Origin of the sequence: Salinicola sp. MIT1003 (genome assembly GCF_001858555.1) — a bacterium.
GTDB classification, from domain to species: Bacteria; Pseudomonadota; Gammaproteobacteria; order Pseudomonadales; family Halomonadaceae; genus Salinicola; species Salinicola salarius.
Window position 1 is genome coordinate 65,034 of the sequence record NZ_MCAP01000013.1, and the last position, 13,067, is coordinate 78,100.

At 62.9% G+C, this 13,067-nt stretch carries 11 protein-coding genes, 7 tRNA genes and 2 pseudogenes; 6 read left to right on the forward strand and 14 right to left on the reverse strand.

Going from position 1 to position 13,067, the window contains the following annotated elements:
- Positions 1-171: 171 nt before the first annotated feature.
- From BC443_RS07995 to BC443_RS08005, 3 genes are all read left to right on the forward strand, one after another.
- A complete protein-coding gene (locus BC443_RS07995; RefSeq protein ID WP_071231322.1) occupies positions 172-1,014 on the forward strand; it encodes an EamA family transporter in 843 nt (280 codons plus the stop codon).
- A gap of 163 nt (positions 1,015-1,177) precedes the next feature.
- Positions 1,178-2,182, forward strand: coding sequence for an amidoligase family protein (locus tag BC443_RS08000; protein WP_071231323.1), 1,005 nt, complete (start codon positions 1,178-1,180; stop codon positions 2,180-2,182).
- Positions 2,182-2,991 carry a type 1 glutamine amidotransferase gene (locus BC443_RS08005; RefSeq protein WP_071231324.1) on the forward strand — a complete coding sequence of 270 codons (810 nt, stop codon included), beginning with the start codon at positions 2,182-2,184 and terminating at the stop codon, positions 2,989-2,991. The genes BC443_RS08000 and BC443_RS08005 overlap by 1 nt, the downstream gene beginning before the upstream one ends.
- On the opposite strand, the gene BC443_RS08010 is transcribed toward BC443_RS08005, so the two are convergent.
- The 3 genes from BC443_RS08010 to BC443_RS08020 form a co-directional block, all read right to left on the reverse strand.
- On the reverse strand, positions 2,966-3,871 hold the full coding sequence (locus tag BC443_RS08010; RefSeq protein WP_071231325.1) for a cation transporter: 906 nt from the start codon (positions 3,869-3,871) through the stop codon (positions 2,966-2,968). The genes BC443_RS08005 and BC443_RS08010 overlap by 26 nt on opposite strands.
- Positions 3,872-3,952: 81 nt before the next feature.
- Positions 3,953-5,257, reverse strand: a complete 1,305-nt coding sequence (locus BC443_RS08015) for an MFS transporter (RefSeq protein WP_071231326.1) — start codon at positions 5,255-5,257, stop codon at positions 3,953-3,955.
- 102 nt (positions 5,258-5,359) lie between these two features.
- Positions 5,360-6,667: an MFS transporter gene (locus BC443_RS08020; RefSeq protein ID WP_071231327.1), complete on the reverse strand. Its 1,308-nt coding sequence runs from the start codon at positions 6,665-6,667 to the stop codon at positions 5,360-5,362.
- Positions 6,668-6,940: 273 nt separating this feature from the next.
- Between BC443_RS08020 and BC443_RS18165 the strand changes: the two are divergent.
- The 3 genes and pseudogenes from BC443_RS18165 to BC443_RS08025 all read left to right on the forward strand — a co-directional run.
- Positions 6,941-7,084 (forward strand): annotated as a pseudogene (locus BC443_RS18165) (chromate transporter); the annotation flags it as partial.
- A gap of 321 nt (positions 7,085-7,405) precedes the next feature.
- A pseudogene (locus BC443_RS18905) lies at positions 7,406-7,552 on the forward strand (type II toxin-antitoxin system HicA family toxin); the annotation flags it as partial.
- A gap of 3 nt (positions 7,553-7,555) precedes the next feature.
- Positions 7,556-7,948, forward strand: coding sequence for a type II toxin-antitoxin system HicB family antitoxin (locus BC443_RS08025; RefSeq protein ID WP_071231328.1), 393 nt, complete (start codon positions 7,556-7,558; stop codon positions 7,946-7,948).
- A gap of 600 nt (positions 7,949-8,548) precedes the next feature.
- On the opposite strand, the gene BC443_RS08030 is transcribed toward BC443_RS08025, so the two are convergent.
- The 11 genes from BC443_RS08030 to BC443_RS08080 all read right to left on the reverse strand — a co-directional run bounded on the left by BC443_RS08030 (position 8,549) and on the right by BC443_RS08080 (position 12,970).
- A tRNA-Ser gene (locus BC443_RS08030) sits at positions 8,549-8,636 on the reverse strand.
- Positions 8,637-8,774: 138 nt separating this feature from the next.
- Positions 8,775-9,335 carry a nitroreductase family protein gene (locus BC443_RS08035; RefSeq protein WP_071231329.1) on the reverse strand — a complete coding sequence of 187 codons (561 nt, stop codon included), beginning with the start codon at positions 9,333-9,335 and terminating at the stop codon, positions 8,775-8,777.
- 68 nt (positions 9,336-9,403) lie between these two features.
- Complete coding sequence (queF, locus tag BC443_RS08040) at positions 9,404-10,243, reverse strand: NADPH-dependent 7-cyano-7-deazaguanine reductase QueF (RefSeq protein ID WP_071231330.1); 840 nt, start codon at positions 10,241-10,243, stop codon at positions 9,404-9,406.
- Positions 10,240-11,013, reverse strand: a complete 774-nt coding sequence (locus BC443_RS08045; RefSeq protein ID WP_071231331.1) for an ABC transporter permease — start codon at positions 11,011-11,013, stop codon at positions 10,240-10,242. Before BC443_RS08045 ends, queF begins: the two co-directional genes overlap by 4 nt.
- On the reverse strand, positions 11,010-11,993 hold the full coding sequence (locus tag BC443_RS08050; protein ID WP_071231332.1) for an ABC transporter ATP-binding protein: 984 nt from the start codon (positions 11,991-11,993) through the stop codon (positions 11,010-11,012). The genes BC443_RS08045 and BC443_RS08050 overlap by 4 nt, the downstream gene beginning before the upstream one ends.
- Before the next feature lie 188 nt (positions 11,994-12,181).
- Positions 12,182-12,257 (reverse strand) — tRNA-Glu (locus BC443_RS08055).
- Between the two features lie 95 nt (positions 12,258-12,352).
- A tRNA-Gly gene (locus BC443_RS08060) sits at positions 12,353-12,427 on the reverse strand.
- 52 nt (positions 12,428-12,479) lie between these two features.
- Positions 12,480-12,555, reverse strand: a tRNA-Glu gene (locus BC443_RS08065).
- A 20-nt stretch (positions 12,556-12,575) separates the two neighbouring features.
- Positions 12,576-12,650 (reverse strand) — tRNA-Gly (locus tag BC443_RS08070).
- A 52-nt stretch (positions 12,651-12,702) separates the two neighbouring features.
- A tRNA-Glu gene (locus tag BC443_RS08075) sits at positions 12,703-12,778 on the reverse strand.
- A gap of 117 nt (positions 12,779-12,895) precedes the next feature.
- Positions 12,896-12,970: transfer RNA gene (locus BC443_RS08080), tRNA-Gly, on the reverse strand.
- Positions 12,971-13,067: the final 97 nt, after the last annotated feature.

Sequence of the window (13,067 nt, forward strand, 5' to 3'; positions counted from 1 at the left end):
CGTGGTGCGGGACGACGATCACCCGGTGCCTGTGGCAAGATGTGACGTTCTCGTGTCAACCATGTCGTCGCCGCCATCACGGCCTCCGTGGCTGCCAATGGCAACGTTCACGGTAGCCATGACGACCTCCGCAGTGACTAATAACAATATACGTAGCAACAAGGACTTCCATTGACGACATCCGTCTTCCTCGCCGTGCTGGCCGGTGCTCTGATGCATGCCAGTTGGAACGCTCTGGTCAAGGTCGGCCTGGACCGACTGCTGAGCATCTCGCTGATCCAGGCCGCCTGCGCCGTGATCGCGCTCGCCGGCGTGGCCTTCGTGCCACTGCCTCAGCCGGCCGCCTGGCCGTGGCTGGCCGTATCGACGCTTTTGCATATCGGGTACAACGTGTTCCTGGCCCGCGCCTATCGGGTCGGTGATCTCGGCCAGATCTACCCGATCGCTCGCGGTTGCGCGCCCCTGCTGGTCACGCTGATCAGCGTCTTCGCGCTCAGCGAACATCCGTCATGGATCGGCTATCTGGGTATCGCGGTGCTGGTGCTCGGCATTCTGTGCATGGCTTTTCGCGGCGGCAAGGGGCCGCGGCTGGAGCGCGCCTCGCTGATCAACGCGCTGACGACCTCCGTCTTCATCGCCGGCTATACGCTGGCCGACGGCAGCGGTGCCCGCGCCAACGGCGATGCGATCGGTTACGTGGTCTGGCTGTTTCTGTTCGATGGCTTCGGCATGCTGCTGGCGCTGGTCGCCATGCGTGGCGTCCGCGCCCTGCCCGAGCTGACCCGCTACTGGCGGGTCGGCCTGCTCGGCGGCGCCCTCTCCATCGGTGCCTACGGCATCACGATCTGGGCCATGACCCAGGCGCCGATCGCGCTGGTGGCGGCGCTGCGGGAAACCAGCGTGCTGTTCGCCATTGCCATCGGTATCGTCTGGCTGAAGGAGCCGTTGCGCCGCGAACGCTTGCTGGCCGGCGGCCTGATTCTGGGTGGCGTCATCCTGGCGCACTGGGGTTGATCGTCGACTGTCATCCTGCGTCAGGACTGCTAGGCTAGGAGTAATGACTTCTCGCTCTGCCAACGCCGCTTTACCCGCTTCCGGCGCGCATTCGCCCCATACCCGGACTCGAGCCATCGAGGCGACAGCCATCACCACGACAGCGATCGGCAAGGAGCCCATTTTGCCTCTCACCGCTCCACCGCACGCCACCAACACCGACGGCCGACCGCGCCGGGTCGGCGTCGAGCTCGAGTTCGCCGGCATCGGGCCGATCCAGGCGGCGCGCCTGGTCGAAATGACCTTCGGTGGTCGTGTCGAACAGCACAGCGCGCATCGACTGCAGGTCACCGGAACACCATGGGGCACGTTCCACATCGAGCTGGACAGCAAGTATGTCCACCCGGACGAACAGCTGCTCGATCGCGCTCGTACCACTGATGGTCAGCCGCCGGGTTTCGGCGAGCACCTGCGCGCCAGCGTGCACAGCCGTACCCGCGAATGGCTGGGCGATATGGTCGCCGGCCTGGTGCCGACGGAGATCGTCTGCCCGCCGATTCCCTGGGACGAGCTGGCGCGCCTGGACGAGCTGTTCGCGGCGCTGCGCCGCCACGGCGCGGAAGGCACCGATGCCAGCCTGCTCTACGGCTTCGGCCTCCATCTCAATCCGGAAATCCCTTCTCCCGAGGTGGAGAGCATACTGGCCTATCTGCGAGCCTATCTGATCCTGGCCGACTGGCTGCGCGACGAGATCGTCGTCGACGTGACCCGGGACATGCTGCCCCATACGCGGCCGTTTCACAGCGACTACACCCGCAAGATACTGGCACCGGACTACTGCCCCACCCTGCAGGCTCTGATCGACGACTACCTGGTCGCCAACCCGACCCGCAACCGGGAGCTGGACCTGCTGCCGCTGTTCGCCTGGCTGATGCCGGATCATCCCAACGCGCTGCTACGGGAAACGCTGGTCAAGCCACGGCCGACCTATCACTACCGCCTGCCCAACGCCGCGCTTTCCGACCCGGAATGGGGCGTGAGCGTGGAGTGGAACCGCTGGGCGGAGGTCGAACGTCTTGCCGCCGATCCGGATCGTCTGGCGGAGCGCAGCGCAGCCTATCGCGAGCATCTCGCCCAGCCGACCCTGAGCCGCTGGCTCGATTCCCTGCGTCACTGGATGCGTCATTGATGGCTTCACCGAAACACGCGGCGATAGCCCTGGGAAACGACAAAAGCCGTCCGCTGATCGGCATCACCACCTCGGATCACAAGAGCCTTCTGGCCTGGTGGTGCGACTGGATCTCGGTGTGGCGCGCCGGCGGCAGGCCGGTGCGGATCTCTCCGGCGCGCCCGCTACGGCAGGCGGTGGATGGCCTGATCATCGGTGGCGGCGACGATATCGGTGCCCAACGCTACGGGGGCGAGGTTCAGTTGAATGTCCGCGTCGACCCCGCTCGCGACGAGCTCGAGCTCGACCTGCTGGCCGACTACCTGCCGACCCGCGTGCCGATCCTGGGTATCTGCCGTGGCGCCCAGATGATCAACATCCACTGCGGCGGCAGCCTGATCGAAGACATCCAGACGACTTATAGCCACATCAAGAACCGGCGCACGGTGCTGCCCCGCAAGCGAATCGAGATCGAACCGTTCAGCCAACTGGCCGACATTCTCAATCGCCGCTACTGCCACGTGAACAGCCTGCATCATCAGGCGGTGGATCGCCCCGGGGACGGCCTCAAGGTGGTCGCCCAGGACCGCGACGACCTCGTGCAGGCGATCGAGAGCGAAAGCCACCCCTTTCTCATCGGCGTGCAGTGGCACCCGGAATTCCTGCTCTTCAGCCGTTCCCAGCAGCGACTGATCCGAGCGCTGGTAGAAGCCGCGAGGCACCGCGAGGCTGAATCCGGAGAGGCCACAGCCAGCGAAGTCAAAATCAGCGACGTCGAGGCCAGCGAGGCCACAGTCAGCGAGGTCAAAGCCAGCGCGGATCCGCCGTGAAGGAGACGGTAAACCAGCGCTGTTCGGCGGGAATGGAGAGCCCTTCGGCGATCTCTTCCCGGATCCGGTCGAGTTCGGCGATCCCGCTACCGCTGGCGAAATCCGGCGTGGTGACGATATGGATCTCTATGTTGTGCACCCGCCCGGTCTTGGCGACATAGCTCTCGAAACGCTCCAGCCCCGGCCGCTGCATGACTGGCGCCATCGCCTCGCGAACCTCGCGGTCGAGCCGCGATGGCGCCATCATCAGCACCTCCCGCATGGCGCGATACACGATGCCCGCCGGCACCGGCATGAAGCCGAGCGTCAGCACCACCAGCAGCGTCGAATCCACATAGGGTATCCACGGCGCCAGGGCCGTTCCCTGCATCACCAGCGCTGCGGCAAACGCCACCAGCAGGGCGCTGGTGATCAGTGCCGCCATCAGCCAGTTCTGGATATCGATCTTCACGAAGTCGGACCGGGCCTGCCGGTTGAGCCGACGTTCGACGAATACCATCACGTAGCAGATCACGCAGACGATCAGCGAATAGCCGATCGCCATGTCGACTGCCAGCGGATTGCCGCCCTGGAGCAGCGTGCTAAGCGCATTGAGGAAGGCATAGAAACACAGCAGCAGCAGTATCGCGCCGTTGAGCGCCGCCGCCATCGGCTCGAAATGCCAGTAACCCAGTTGGAAACGTCGCGTGGATTCACGGGCGACCAGTTTCGATACCATCAGTGCCAGCAGCGACATCGCCGCATCGATCGACGAGAAGACGCCATCGAACAGAATCGAATGCGACCCCGACAGCAACCCGAATCCGACGCCGAGCCCCGCCACGACCAGCGTCGTGACGATGGATAGCTTGAGTGTCTTCTGCTCGAGGGAGACGTCCACGCCACACCCCTTTTCGTCTTGTCATTGTGCGATTTGTCGTATGCGCCCCGGCATGCTGACCAGCGACCACGATGCCGAGGTTCAGGAGGGCATCACGGCCAGCCGTCTTCCTGCCGGCGAGCGCAGCAGGAACAGACCGATGATGATGCCCATGACCGACAGCGCGGCGACGTAGATCGCCGGCGACATCGGGAACCAGCGTATCAGCGTGGTGACGATGATCGGCGTGAAGCCGCCGAAGATCGCATAGGCGACGTTGTAGGAAAACGAGAGCCCGCTGAAGCGAACCGCGGCCGGGAACGCCTTGACCGCTACCGCCGGAATGGCGCCGGTAATCCCCACCGCGAAGCCGGCCAGCGCATAGAGCGGCATCAGTTGATCCGGGCGCTGGCCGACGACGCTCATCATCAGCCAGTAGCTCGCGCCCAGTAGCACGCTCCAGCCGATCATCGTCGCTCCGCTGCCGAAACGGTCGGCACACCAGCCGGCGACCACGCAGCCCAAGATCAGACACAGGATCGCCACCACGTTGGCCAGCGAGGCATCCAGCCCGGCGTACTGCGCCGCCAGTAGCGGCGGCGTCATCAGCATCACCACGACGATGGCCGCGGTCAGGATCCAGCTCACCGCCATGGCCAGCAGCACACCGCCCAGGTGATCGCGAAGCACCGCCTTGACCGGCAGCTCAGCCGCCAGGGCACGGCGCTCGCGCATTTCGGCGAAGACCGGGGTTTCGCTCAGCCAGCGGCGCAGATAGACCGCCACCAGCCCGAAGATGCCGCCGAGTAGGAACGGGATCCGCCAGGCGCCGTCAGCCAGTTCCGCCGGCGAGAAGTGGGACTTCATGATCGCCGCCACCAGCGAGCCGATCAGGATGCCGGCCGCCAATCCCGCCGACAGCGTGCCGCAGGCAAGACCGACGTGGCGACGCTGGACGTGCTCGGTGACGAACACCCAGGCGCCGGGCACCTCGCCGCCCACCGCCGCGCCCTGCAGCATGCGCAACAGCACCAGCACTAGCGGCGCCAAGTAACCGATGGCGTGATAGGTCGGCAGGCAACCGATCGCCAGCGTCGGCAGCGCCATCAGCAGGATCGACAGCGTGAACATCCGCTTGCGGCCCAGCAGATCGCCGAAGTGCGCCATGATGATGCCGCCCAGCGGCCTGACCAGATAGCCGGCGGCAAAGATGCCGAAGGTCTGGATCTGGCGCAGCCACTCCGGCATGTCGGGTGGAAAGAACAGCTGGCCGATGACCGTGGCGAAATAGACGAAGATGATGAAGTCGTAGAATTCCAGCGCGCCGCCGAGGGCCGACAGCGAGAGCGTCCTGACATCGTTGCGGGAGAGCGGGCGCGACGGGATCGTCGTGGGATCGTGAGCCATATCGGTGTTCGAGGAGGACGACGCCCCAGGGCGCCGTCGCGATCATTCCGGGCGAAGCCCGAGCCCCGCGCGCCGGCGTGGCGCGGGGCTCGAGACGCGGTTTCAGTGCTGCATCACCGCCAGGCGCTGGCCGCTCGGTGCCCGCAGCAGGAAGATGCCGATCACGACGCCGAGTAGCGCCAGCGCGGCGATATAGTATGCCGGCGCGGCGGGATGACTAGCCATCAGCGTCGAGACGACGACGGGCGTGAAGCCGCCGAAGATGGCGTAGGCGACGTTGTAGGAGAACGACAGCCCGGAAAAGCGCACTGCGGCCGGGAACGACTTGACGGCAACGGTGGGCACGACGCCGACGATCCCCACACCGAAGCCGGCCAGGCAGTAGAGCAGCATCAGCTGGTCGGGCTGGGACGGCACCGTGTGCATCATGATCCAGTAGGTGATTCCCAGCAGCAGGCTCCACAGAATGATGGTGATGCCGCTGCCGATACGATCGCAGCACCAGCCCGAGACCACGCAGCCGATGATCACGCAGACGATAGCCCACACGTTGGCCAGCGAGGCATCGATGTCGTAGAGCGACTGCAGCAGGCTCGGCGTCATCAGCACGACCACGACGACCGCTCCGGTAAGGATCCAGGTCACCGCCATCGACAGCACCACGCTATCCAGATGCCGGCTGAGCACCCGCTTGACCGGCAACCCTTCGGACAGCGCTTTCTTGGCACGCATCTCGGCGAACACCGGCGTCTCTTCCAGATAGCGGCGCAGATAGACGGCCAGAAACCCGAACACGCCGCCGATCAGAAACGGCACGCGCCAGCCGTAGGCAGTCATCTCCTCGGGGGTATAGTGCGACTTCAGAAACGCCGAGATGATCGAGCCGATCAGGATGCCGGCCACCAGCCCGGAGGCCAGCGTGCCGCAGGCGAGACCGACATCCTTGCGCGAGACGTGCTCGGTGACGAAGACCCAGGCACCCGGGACTTCACCGCCCACCGCCGCGCCCTGCAGGATACGCATCAACACCAGCAGCAGCGGCGCCAGGTAACCGATGGTTTCGTAGGTCGGCAGGCAGCCGATCAGCAGCGTCGGCACCGACATCAGAAAGATCGACAGCGTGAACATCCGCTTGCGACCCAGCAGGTCGCCGAAGTGCGCCATGATGATGCCGCCCAGCGGGCGCGCCAGATAACCCGCCGCGAAAATGCCGTAGGTCTGGATCATCCGCAGCCACTCCGGCATGTCGGGCGGAAAGAACAGGTGGCCGATCACCGTGGCGAAATAGACGAAGATGATGAAATCGTAGAACTCCAGCGCGCCGCCCAGGGCGGACAGCGACAGGATCTTGATGTCACCGCGTGACAGCGGACGCGACGGAGCCGCATCGTATTGAGGTGCGTTAGCCATAGCCGTGTTCTTTTTTCTGAGGCGTTGAAACGTGCGTGTGTCCAGTAGCCAACTTGCGTCACGGATGCTCGACAGAGGATGCCGTCCGCCGCATGAAGGGGCCATGACATTACCAGACTTTAAAAGTTCCGTCAGTGCGGCGCACCCGTTGACGAACGCCGCATAGACGCCCAGTCACCCCGGACGCGCCAAGTCTCCAGTATCGACACTCGCAGGAACGCCGGGGGACGCCTCGTCGTAGGCTACCCGAACGATCACCGTGGCCTTCATGCGCTTCGCGCCGCACTGATGCGCGGGGCCAAAGCGGCAGTCGTGGGCATTCTGGGCGCCGCCCTCTACCAGCCGGTTTGGACCAGCGCCATTCTTGGCCCCTACGAGTTTACCCTCGCGTTGACCGGGTTCCTCTTGCTCGACGTCTGAAAACTGCCCGCCTGGGTCATCCTTACCAGTGGCGGCATACTCATCACTCTGTAGCCAGCGTTGCCATCCATGCCAAAGGGACACTATCCCGATATCCGATACCCACTTTGGCTTCTATCCCCACGCTATCGAACGCCAGCTGCGGGTCGTCCGATCGACGGGATCCACTTGTCCGACGCCAAGTCGAAGACAACCTCCATGACAACGGTTACGGCACGCGGGTGCGGTGTGAAACCAGGAATTGACTCACGCTATATGTTGCGCAAAAATACACAACACGAAAAGCGCAGACGTCATTAAACGGCTGAAGCCGAAGGCTGGCGACACGTCGGCGGCAAGGGCGACCACATGAAGTACAAACACCCGGAGAAGCCGGGTCACGTGGTCGTGCCACACCCCCGAAAAGACATCGCCACCGACACCCTGCGCAATATCTATCGTCAAGCCGGTTGGGCCTGGAGGTAACACATGCTCTACCCCGTCTACATTCACAAAGATGCCGACACTGCCTACGGCGTCACCTTCCCTGACTTCCCCGGCTGCTTCTCGGCGGCCGATGAAATGGCGGACCTGCCTCGCATGGCTCAGGAAGCTGTCGAGGTGCATTTCGAAGGGGAAGATATGGCAATCCCTGCGCCCTCAACGCCAGAAGACTGGGAAGGTCACGAGGACTTTCAGGGGGGCTACTGGATGTTGATCGACATCGACCTGTCAAAGGTCAGCACCAAGGCGGTGCGCGTCAATATCAGCCTGCCCGAATCACTGGTGGCCAAGATCGACAGCGCGGCAAAAGCACGTCACCTCAGCCGCTCCGCCTTTCTGGCGATGGCTGCCCAGCACGAAATGAACGAATCGCGCTGATCGAAATGGTAAAGATAACGGTCCCGGTATCGCCGGGCCGTTGTCGTTTTACGCAGTGCTCACGTCACGCCACATACCGCCGCGCCTGGCTGATCATCACGCCCATCACATAGCCTCCGTGCGAATAGCGTGCGTCACTTCCGAACGTGAAAAAGATTTGTTACGGCTGAGCCGTGGGCGGGTTCGGTCAGTATCGCGAAGCCCGGCTTACCATCGGCGCGCTCGGCTGCAGCGCCCTCTCCCCTGCCCATTTCGGCTTGTAGCCCCACCAGACGCTATCGAACGTCAGCTGCGGATAGTCCGCCTCCCGACGTATCGACGAGATCCACGTCCCTGGCGCCACGTTGTAGCGTGGCGTGGGCGCATCGTGGACGCGAAGCTCACCGACGCGGGAGCGAATCGCGGGTAGGTACTGTACATGAGCCGGCTGATTCTAATTCGGTGGCGGAGGGGGAGGGATTGCTGGCGCTTGTCGGCGCTCGAAAAGCAAAATCGCGAGCGCCTCGGTGCGAACCGGAGGGTTCTCATCGCCTCCCCCGTCTCGAGCTTTATTCCAGACATGAAAAAGCCGGCTACGGGAGCCGGCTAATTCGAAATTCGTGGCGGAGGGGGAGGGATTCGAACCCTCGAAGCCTTTCGACTTACACACTTTCCAGGCGTGCTCCTTCGACCACTCGGACACCCCTCCGCATTATCATTCCGTTCACAATGGCTGTGCCGCTGCGTTCAGAACGGCGCACATAGTATCGAGCTAAACCTGTGATCGCAAGCCATTTTTCCTTTTCCGGCGACCTTTTACGTTATTCGTGCACGACAGGCCGCCGAGTCAGGACCAGCGCTCCACGTATTCGTCCGGATTGCGCGCCGGGGCGCTGGGGTAGCGCCCTCCTGCCTGGCCCAGGTAGAGATAGCCGATCAGCTCTTCATGCTCGCCAAGACCGAGACCACGCCACACGGTCTTGTCGTGCGCGTAGGTGCCGGTGCGCCACATGGCGCCGAGCCCCTGCGCGTAAGCAGCGTAAAGCATGGCGTGGGCGGCACAGCCGGCCGAGATGATCTGCTCCACCGGCGGCACCTTGGGCAGATCCGGGGTGATCCTGGCGATCACGGCGATGATCATGGGGGCGCGCTTGGGCTTCTTGCGGGCGGCGTCGAGGCTGCCGTCGTCGATATGCGGATTGGCCTGATAATCGGACTGGGCGAAGAGTTCACCCAGCCTATCGAGCCCTTCCCCGCTGATCTCGATGAACCGGTATGGCGTCATTTCCTTGTGATCCGGCGCTCGCAGCGCCGCGCGATAGAGCGCGTCCAACTGCTCTGCGCTCGGTGCCGGGCCGGCCAGCTTGCCCATCGAGCGGCGCTCGTGCAGCAGTGTCATGGCATCCATGTGTAGCTCCTTCGACGATACCGGTAATGAGACTCAATGCCTGGTCGCCTGACTCTACGTCAAAAGCGTCATTGCCGCAGCAGCCGTGCGGGCAGTTCCGGCGCCCAACCCGGCGTGGCACGCCACGGGTTGATATCCAGCCCGCCGCGACGCACGTAACGTGCCATCACCAGCAGCGCCTGCGGGCGGCAGCGCGCCATCAGGTCGACGAAGATATGCTCGACGCAGTGCTCGTGGAAGTCCTGATGCTGGCGGTAGGAGACGATGTATCGCAACAAGGCGCCGCGGTCGAGCCGCGGGCCACGGTAGGCGATCAGTACGCTTCCCCAGTCCGGCTGGCCGGTGACCGGACAGTTGGATTTGAGCAGGTGCGAATGCAGCGTCTCCTCGACGATATCGCTGTCATCACAGGCGAGCAGTTCCGGTGACGGCGTGTAGCGGTCGATATCGACCTCGATCTCGTCGATGCACTTCCCCGGCATGGCACGGGGGGCCAGCGCGGCGTCATCGACACCAAACAGCTCCACGGTGACCGGCGCACCGGCGGCCGCGCTCAGGTCCCGCACCAGGAAGTCGATCACTGCCTCGCGGCCGGCAAACGTCGTCTGGTTGAAGCTGTTGAGGTAGAGCTTCCAGGACTTGGATTCGATCAGTCGGGGCGAGTCTGCCGGCAACCGGAAGCGCGCGACGGCCACGACCGGCTTGCCGCGCAGATCGAGCCAGGAGAGTTCGAACGCCCACCACTCGTCGCCGCCCACGAAAGGCAGCGACGATGCCTCGATGCCCAGCGGCGCACGGTTGGCCGCGCGCTCGATGGGAAACAGCAATGAAGCGTCGTAGCGCTCGGGATAGCTGGAGACCTCGCCGAGCGGCGCGTCGATCAGGGTCTGAGGGCGATCCTGATTCATGAGCGAATCCCCTTGCCGCGATTGAGCATCCACAACGCCAGGAACCAGAACGCGACGATGAAGACGGCGATGGCTATCAGCGCGCCGCCGACGGGAATGTCGGAGATGCCGAGAATGCCATAGCGGAAGGCGTTCACCATGTAGAGGATCGGGTTGATCATCGTCACGTTCTGCCAGAATTCCGGCAGCAGGTCGATCGAGTAGAACACGCCGCCCAGATAGGTCAGCGGTGTCAGCACGAAGATCGGAATGATCGAAATGTCGTCGAACTTCTTCGCCAGCAGGGCGTTGACGAAACCGCCGATCGAGAACAGCAAGGCGGTCATGATCACCACCATCAGGGTCAGCAGCGGATGGTGAAGGTCGAGATGGGTAAAGAACAGCGACACCACCGTCACGATCAGCCCCACGCCCAGCCCGCGCGCCGCTCCGCCAATGACGAACCCGGCAAGGATGACCCAGTTGGGCATCGGCGAGACCATCATCTCTTCCACGCTGCGCTGGAACTTGTTGGAGAAGAACGACGAGGCCACGTTGGAGTAGCTGTTGGTGATCACGGACATCATGATCAGTCCGGGCACGATGTAGGACATATACGAGATGCCGTGCATCTCGCCGACACGGGAGCCGATCAGGTTGCCGAAGATGATGAAGTACATCGTCATGGTGATGGAGGGCGGCACCAGCGTCTGCGGCCAGATCCGCAGGAAACGGCGTACTTCCTTGACCACCATGGTCCAGAGAGAAATCAGCAGCTGCCGGGTATTCAAGACGCCGTCTCCTTGGCCTGTGAGGATGTTTCGGATTGAGTGTCGATACCGGTCGCGGCCTCCGGTTGCGAGGTCATCGACACGAACAGTTCTTCCAGCCGATTGGCGCGGTTACGCATCGAGAGAACGCGTACGCCCTGCTCCGTCAGTTGCTGAAAGGCGTCGTTGAGATCGGTGCCCTTCCGTACCGATAGCGCCAGCTGGTGCGAGTCGACACGCTCGATCTCGAAGCCCTTGATCAGCGGCGTCGTTTCCAGCGGCTCGGCGAGATCCATCAGGAAGGTCTCGGTATCCAGCTCGGTCAGCAGTCCGCGCATCGAGGTGTTCTTGATGATCTCGCCGCGGTTGATGATCGCGATGTTGCGACACAGGCTCTCGGCTTCTTCGAGATAGTGCGTCGTCAGGATGATCGAGGTGCCCTCTTCCTCGTTGATCCGTCGCATGTACTCCCACATGCTGCGGCGCAGTTCGATATCCACGCCAGCGGTGGGCTCGTCGAGAATCAGCAGACGGGGGCGATGGATCAGGGCGCGGGCGATCATCAGCCGGCGCTTCATGCCGCCGGAGAGCATGCGGGCGGCGCCGTTGCGCTTGTCCCACAGGCCAAGATCCTTGAGCAGGCGTTCGCAACGCGGCTTGGCTTCCTTCATCGGCATGCCGTAGTAGCCGGCCTGGGTGAGGATGATGTCCCCGACCTTCTCGAACTGGCTGAAGTTGAACTCCTGCGGCACGACGCCGAGAGCATACTTGGCCTTGGCAAAGTCCTGGTCGATATCGATGCCGAGGATCTTCACCTGCCCCGCCGTTTTCTGAACGAGCGAGCAGACGATGCCGAGCGTGGTGGATTTGCCTGCCCCGTTGGGGCCAAGCAACGCAAAAAAATCGCCCTGAACAACATCGAGATCGATGCCTTTCAGGGCCTCAAAACCATTACCGTAGACTTTGGTCAGCCCGCGGATGGACAGTGCCGGTTCTGCCATCAGGGTTTCCTGCCATGTTTATGAAATCAAGGTTCGCAAGTTCAAGCGATACAAGGTGCCAGCCAATATGGGGGCAATCCCGCCGGGTTCAATCTTTAGCAGACGAATGGATGGCTCGTTATGACAGCGCCGGAAATACCGATTGCGCCCCACAGCCGCCAGCCTGATCCGAGAGAAACCGAAGAGAGTGGCGTCCCATAGGGGGTTCGAACCCCTGTTACCGCCGTGAAAGGGCGGTGTCCTGGACCACTAGACGAATGGGACGCAAAAGAAGAAATGCGATATGGAGCGGGAAAGGAGATTGACCGGGCTGGCGTTCCAACTCACGACCCTCGCCTACCGTTCCTACGCTTACGATATGGAGCGGGAAAGGAGATTCGAACTCCCGACCCTCGCCTTGGCAAGGCGATGCTCTACCACTGAGCTATTCCCGCTTATCGATGTCGACACCTTCGGCGGCGACGTCATGACCTGGCGATCATGAAGTGGCGTCCCATAGGGGGTTCGAACCCCTGTTACCGCCGTGAAAGGGCGGTGTCCTAGACCACTAGACGAATGGGACGCAAAAGAAGAGATGCGATATGGAGCGGGAAAGGAGATTCGAACTCCCGACCCTCGCCTTGGCAAGGCGATGCTCTACCACTGAGCTATTCCCGCTTATCGATGTCGACACCTTCGGCGGCGACGTCATGACCTGGCGATCATGAAGTGGCGTCCCATAGGGGGTTCGAACCCCTGTTACCGCCGTGAAAGGGCGGTGTCCTGGACCACTAGACGAATGGGACGCATATTGGAGCGGCCTAGACCGTTCCGGTACTTCAAATTTGGAGCGGAAAAGGAGATCGACCGGGCTGGCGTTCCAGCTCACGACCCAAACTGCCTATCTTGCGCTACCAAAAAATTGGAGCGGGAAAGGAGATTCGAACTCCCGACCCTCGCCTTGGCAAGGCGATGCTCTACCACTGAGCTATTCCCGCACCGTACTTCGCTTGAACCGAGTGGCGTCCCATAGGGGGTTCGAACCCCTGTTACCGCCGTGAAAGGGCGGTGTCCTGGACCACTACACCAGAGGGG

Excerpts from the sequence above, each read along its gene's own strand:
- BC443_RS08005 (WP_071231324.1), top strand. The coding sequence starts at position 2,182 with ATGGCTTCACCGAAACACGCGGCGATAGCCCTGGGAAACGACAAAAGC.
- BC443_RS08015 (WP_071231326.1), bottom strand. The coding sequence starts at position 5,257 with ATGGCTCACGATCCCACGACGATCCCGTCGCGCCCGCTCTCCCGCAAC.
- BC443_RS08020 (WP_071231327.1), bottom strand. The coding sequence starts at position 6,667 with ATGGCTAACGCACCTCAATACGATGCGGCTCCGTCGCGTCCGCTGTCA.
- BC443_RS08025 (WP_071231328.1), top strand. The coding sequence starts at position 7,556 with ATGCTCTACCCCGTCTACATTCACAAAGATGCCGACACTGCCTACGGC.
- BC443_RS08035 (WP_071231329.1), bottom strand. The coding sequence starts at position 9,335 with ATGGATGCCATGACACTGCTGCACGAGCGCCGCTCGATGGGCAAGCTG.
- queF (WP_071231330.1), bottom strand. The coding sequence starts at position 10,243 with ATGAATCAGGATCGCCCTCAGACCCTGATCGACGCGCCGCTCGGCGAG.
- BC443_RS08050 (WP_071231332.1), bottom strand. The coding sequence starts at position 11,993 with ATGGCAGAACCGGCACTGTCCATCCGCGGGCTGACCAAAGTCTACGGT.